Raw genomic sequence first — 5,215 nt, 5'->3', positions numbered from 1 at the left:
GAGGCCGCGCAGCGCCTGGCCCAGCGCCAGGCGCGGCTGCGGCCGCTGCAGCGCGGCGACGCAGTGGCGCCGGCCGGCGTCGTTCAGCACGACTTCGCCACGCAGCGCGGCCAGGCCGAGCGCGGCCAGGCCGGGTTGGCCGGAGATCCACAGGTCGTCGCCGGGGCGGGCGCCGGCGCGCGTCACCGCTTCGCCCTGCGGGACTTCGCCGACGATCGTCAGCGACAGGTTGAGCGGTCCGCGCGTGGTGTCGCCGCCGGCCAGGTCCACGCCGAAGGCATCGGCACACGCGAAGAGGCCGCGGGCGAAGGCGGCGATCCAGGCCTCGTCCACCGCCGGCAACGCCAGTGCGAGAAAGGCCCAGCGCGGTTCCGCACCCATCGCCGCCAGGTCCGAGACATTGACCGCCAGCGTTTTCCAGCCGAGGTCCTCGGGGTCGGTGCCGGCGAAGAAATGCGTGCCGGACACGAGCATGTCGGTGGAAATGGCCAACTGCATGCCCGGCCGCGCGCGCACCAGGGCGGCGTCGTCGCCGACGGCGAGATCGGTGTGCCGCGCATTGCGGGTGAAATGCCGCCGGATCAGGTCGAACTCGGATGGAGGCGCGGACGAGGGCGCCGCGGGCAGAGCGGGATCGGTCGGGCAGGGCATGGCGCAGGTGCGGCAGCGAAGCGGGGGCGCAAGCTTAACGCAGATGCCGCCCGCCCGCCCGCTATCCCCATGGCCGCCGTCGTTTGCGCGAGGCCATCATCGGTCCGTGGGCATTCCCGCCGACAGCCCCGTTTTTCGCGGGAGCGGCTGAAGCCGCCCCTGCCGATCGCTTCATCGGCCCCCGAGGCCCAGCTTTGCCTTCAGCGCGTCCCAGTCGACCGCGTCGAGGGTGTTCTTGACCAGCAGGCCGAGTTCGGTGTCGCCTTCCATGCGCAGGCGGCGGCTGAAGAACAGGGTGTCGGGGTCTTCCTCGCGCAGCGCCAGGGCGATGAAGTCGCGCGTGGTGGCGGAGATGACGAGGTCGGGCCGGGCGCCGGCGGCCGGCGCGGCGCGGCGGAAGCCGCCGTCGCCCAGCGTGAAATCGAGCGTGAGGCCGGCGTCGAGCACCCGCATCTGCAGGTGGCGGCCCGTCAGGGGGGCGAGCGTGTCGCGCGGCAGGATGCGGTCGAGGGCCAGATTCAGCGCCAGGGTCAGGGCCAGGGTAGGCGGCTGCTGCGGCAGGTGTGCGGCCACTTTCGCGAGCCGCGCGGGCACGGTGAAGTCGGGGACGCGGAAATTCTCCAGGCGTTCGCCGATGCGGCGGCGCAGGCCGCCGGGCAGCAGGACGGCCGGCAGCGGCGGGCGGGGCAGGCGCGGAAGTGAGGGCAGTGCGGACATGTTCTTGCTCCGGATGGGCGGCGCGTCCTGACGGGGGCCGCGGGCTCGCGCGGGATGCCCGCGGCGGGATGAAGGGCGCCGGGCGGCGGGGAAAGGACTCAGGCCGCCACATACTGCTCGACGCCGGCGCGGCCGTGCCAGAAGCCGTTGCACGGGGCTTCGACCATCAGTTCGCGGCTGGCGGCGAGCGCGGCGGCCGGCGCCTGGGCACCGTCGAGGACGGCGCGGAACAGTTCCACGATCCGGCGCGTGTCCGCGCCCTGCGGGCTGATGCGCAGCACTTCGGCGGCCTGCCGTACCGCGGGCAGGTCGCCGAGCAGGGTGTGCACGCGCGCCGACTGGGTCTGTACGCCGTTCAGCGTCAGGAAGGGCTCGCCCTCGCGGGTGCGCAGCGTGATGCCGTCCATGATCGACAGGCAGCGGAACTCGCAGGTGTCCTTCTGCAGGTTGAAATGGCGCGCCGTGAAGCAGCGCGCCGAGTGCGCCAGCGGCAGGCGGCCGTAGGCGAAGACCTCGGTCTCGACCGGTGCGGCGAGCACGGCGCGCACCTCGGCCAGCGCCGCGCCCGACATCTCGGGCGCGACCGCCCAGCGCGTGGCCCCTGCATCGATCATCAACTGCAGCGTCGCCGGGTTGAAGATGTTCAGCGTCGGGCCGGCGATCCAGTCCCTGGCGCCGGCTTCGGCGAGCAGGCGCACCGCGCCCATGTCGTTGGCTTCGACGCGGAAGCCCGGCGCGCCGTCCACGCTCTGGCGCACGATGCGGCGCAGCACCTTGAGGTCGGATTCGGATTCGATCAGGCCCTGGGTGCTGACGACGACTTCCTTGCCGGCGTCGGCGAGCACCTTGCTGACTTCGAGCCAGTCGTCGAGGCGCAGTTCGTGGCGGCGCGAGCACACGGTCTCGCCGAGATAGACGCTGTCGACCGGTGCCTCGGCGAGGTCGGCGTAGAAATCGAGCACGCTCTGGCGCGGCCAGTAGTAGAGCAGGGGGCCGAGGGCGAGTTTCATCGGGGGGGTCTCACTATTTCCACGGGCGGTAGTAGGCGCCGAGCGTGTGGCTCTGGCCTTCGGACACCTTGTTGAGTTCGGCCATCCAGGCGGGCAGCACGCTGAACGCCTCGGCACCGCCGCGCGCGAGCTTGTCGAGCGCGGCACGCCATACCTTGGTGACCTGGGCGACGTAGGCCGGGCTGCGCTGGCGGCCTTCGATCTTGATCGCGCGGATGCCGATGCGCGCCAGTTCGGGCAGCAGTTCGAGCGTGTTGAGGCTGGTCGGCTCTTCGAGTGCGTAGTAGGTCTCGTCGTTGACCTCGAAACGGCCCTTGCACAGTGTCGGATAGCCGGCGCGCTCGCCGTCGGCGAAGCGGTCGATGAGAATGCCGTTGAGGCGGGTTTCCATGCCGCGCGGCGTGTCTTCCCAGCGCACGTGCTTGCCAGGCGAGCAGGCGCCGTTGCAGTTGGGCGATTCGCCGGTGGCATAGGCCGACAGCGCGCAGCGGCCCTCGACCATCACGCACAGGCCGCCGAAGCCGAAGACTTCGATCTCGACCGGGGTGTTGGCGACCACGCTGCCGACCTGGGCCATCGACAGCACGCGCGGCAGCACCGCGCGCTGGATGCCGAAGCGCTCGCGGTACCAGTTGATCGCCTCGTAGCTGGTGGCCGAGCCCTGCACCGACAGGTGCAGGCGCAACTGCGGATGGGTGCGGGCGGCATAGTCCATCAGGCCGGGGTCGGCCAGGATCAGCGCGTCGATGCCGAACTCGGCGGCGCGGTCGATCGCTTGCGTCCAGCTTGGCCAGTTGCCTGTCTGCGGATAGGTGTTGAGCGCCAGCAGCACTTTGCGGCCGCGCGCGTGGGCGTAGGCGACGCCTTCGCGCATCTGCGGCGGGTCGAAGTTCAGGCCGGTGAAGTTGCGCGCGTTGGTTGCGTCCTTGAAGCCGAGATAGACGCAGTCGGCGCCGTGGTCGACGGCGGTCTTGAGGGCCGGCAGGCTGCCGGCGGGGCAGACGAGCTCGATCGGGTTAGGCACGGTGATGGTGTCCGGGGCGGAGGAAAAACGCCGCCACCATAGACGAGGGCCGCCGCCCCTGCGTTGATCGCCATCAAACCCGGCCGCGACAGCTGCCCGTCGATGTGGGCCGCCGCGCGCCGCCGCCAGCAAGGAAAGACGCGCGGAGGGGCGGCTCAGTGCGCGGTGCGGCCGCCCGCCTGGAGGTGCGGCGCCGGGCGCGGGCCGAGCAAGCCGCCGGCCAGCATGCCGAGCGCGCTGGCGAACAAGCCGTAGAGCTGCGGTTCGACATCGCCCTCGGCGACGAAGAGTTCGAGCAGGATCCAAGTCGACAGGCCGAGCCCGATCGCCAGCGCCGCCCCCAGGTTGTTGGCCCGCTTCCAGAACAGCCCGGCGGCCAGTGGGACGAAGGCGCCGGCGAGGGTCACGCGGTAGGCGTTCTCGACCATGTGGTGGATGGACGCGTCGGTGCGGGTGGCGTACCAGGCCACCAGTGCGGTGAACACGGTGATGGTGACGCGGGTGCACCACAGGAAGTGGCGGTCCTTCATGTCCGGGATGAAGCCGCGCAGCACGTTCTCGGCGAAGGTCACCGACGGCGCCAGCAGGGTGCCCGAGGCGGTACTCATGATCACCGACAGCAGCGCGCCGAAGAAGATCACCTGGGCGTAGAAGGGCATGTACTGCAGCACCAGCGTCGGCAGGATGAGCTGCGAGTCCTGCTCCATCAGGCGCTCGACCATCGCCGGGTCGATGATGTTGGCGGTGTAGGCCAGGAACAGCGGCACCGCGGCGAAGAAGAAATAGCTGACGCCGCCGAGCGCCGTGGCCCAGACCGCGATGTTCTCGCTCTTCGACGAGTTGACGCGCTGGAACACGTCTTGCTGGGGAATGGAGCCCAGCGCCATGGTGGCGAAGGCGGCGATCCAGGCGACCATGTCGAGCAGGTCGAGCGAAGGCAGGAACTCGAACTTGCCCTCTGCGGCGGCCCGCGAGATCACCGGGCCGAAGCCGCCCGCCATGTCGCCGGCGAGCCAGGTGACGTACAGCAGGCCGAGGACGATGATGATCATCTGCACGAAGGTGGTCACGGCCACCGACCACATGCCGCCGAACAGCGTGTAGACCAGGATCACCGCCGAGCCGATCATGATGCCCTGGTTCATCGATACCGCGTCCGCCGACAGCAGGCTGAACACCAGGCCCAGCGCGGTGATCTGCGCCGCGACCCAGCCCAGGTAGGACAGCACGATACAGATCGACAGCACCAGCTCGGTCGTGCGGTTGTAGCGCATGCGGAAGAAGTCGCCCAGCGTCAGCAGGTTGAGCCGGTACAGCGGGCGGGCGAAGACGAGGCCGAACAGCACCAGGCAGGCCGAAGCGCCGAGCGGGTCGGAGATCAGGCCGCGGAAGCCCTCTTCGAGAAAGGTGGCCGAGATGCCGAGCACGGTTTCGGCGCCGAACCAGGTCGCGAACACCATCGCGAGCACCACCGCCATCGGCAGGTTGCGGCCGGCATTGACGTAGTCCTGGGTGTTGTGCACCCGGGTAGCGGCGATGAGCCCGATCGCGATGGACACGACCAGGTAGGCGGCAACGAGCCAGAGCATCATGGGGGCGTCTCCAGGCGGCGGGGTGGGAGTGAACGCAGTGGGGTCGACGGCAAAACCGGCGGATTCTAGCAACGAATCGGCCGGGTGTTGCAGCGCAATTCGCGGCTGTTTCGGGCGCGTACAGGCGGCCGTGCGGAGCGGGCGACGGACGCCGTGCCGCGGGGGCGGTCCGCGCCGCAGCGGCGGGCCCCGGCGGCGCCGGCGGTGGCTTCAGCGCGGCA

The 5,215-nt window shown here is 70.5% G+C and carries 5 protein-coding genes; all 5 read right to left on the bottom strand.

The genetic code is table 11. The features are described 5' to 3' along the window. A partial coding sequence (gene thiL, locus C666_RS18465) for a thiamine-phosphate kinase (RefSeq protein WP_004347847.1) occupies positions 1-651 on the bottom strand: 651 nt, incomplete at its 3' end. A gap of 171 nt (positions 652-822) precedes the next feature. Further along, the gene (gene ubiT, locus C666_RS18460; protein ID WP_004347844.1) at positions 823-1,368 is read right to left on the bottom strand and encodes a ubiquinone anaerobic biosynthesis accessory factor UbiT; all 546 of its coding nucleotides are present in this window, start codon (positions 1,366-1,368) and stop codon (positions 823-825) included. 98 nt (positions 1,369-1,466) lie between these two features. Beyond that, positions 1,467-2,378, bottom strand: a complete 912-nt coding sequence (locus C666_RS18455; protein ID WP_004347842.1) for a U32 family peptidase — start codon at positions 2,376-2,378, stop codon at positions 1,467-1,469. A gap of 13 nt (positions 2,379-2,391) precedes the next feature. Continuing rightward, positions 2,392-3,408, bottom strand: coding sequence for a ubiquinone anaerobic biosynthesis protein UbiU (ubiU, locus tag C666_RS18450; RefSeq protein ID WP_028792327.1), 1,017 nt, complete (start codon positions 3,406-3,408; stop codon positions 2,392-2,394). A 149-nt stretch (positions 3,409-3,557) separates the two neighbouring features. Beyond that, a complete protein-coding gene (locus C666_RS18445) occupies positions 3,558-4,994 on the bottom strand; it encodes a high affinity choline transporter 1 (RefSeq protein ID WP_004347840.1) in 1,437 nt (478 codons plus the stop codon). Positions 4,995-5,215 lie beyond the last annotated feature (221 nt).

The sequence above is a fragment of the Thauera linaloolentis 47Lol = DSM 12138 genome (assembly GCF_000310205.1).
Taxonomy (GTDB): Bacteria; Pseudomonadota; Gammaproteobacteria; order Burkholderiales; family Rhodocyclaceae; genus Thauera; species Thauera linaloolentis.
Note: the sequence above shows the minus strand (reverse complement) of the source record. Positions and strands in the feature narration are given on the sequence as shown.

Coding starts and splice junctions, on each gene's coding strand:
- ubiT (WP_004347844.1), bottom strand. CDS start 1,368: ATGTCCGCACTGCCCTCACTTCCGCGCCTGCCCCGCCCGCCGCTGCCG.
- C666_RS18455 (WP_004347842.1), bottom strand. CDS start 2,378: ATGAAACTCGCCCTCGGCCCCCTGCTCTACTACTGGCCGCGCCAGAGC.
- C666_RS18445 (WP_004347840.1), bottom strand. CDS start 4,994: ATGATGCTCTGGCTCGTTGCCGCCTACCTGGTCGTGTCCATCGCGATC.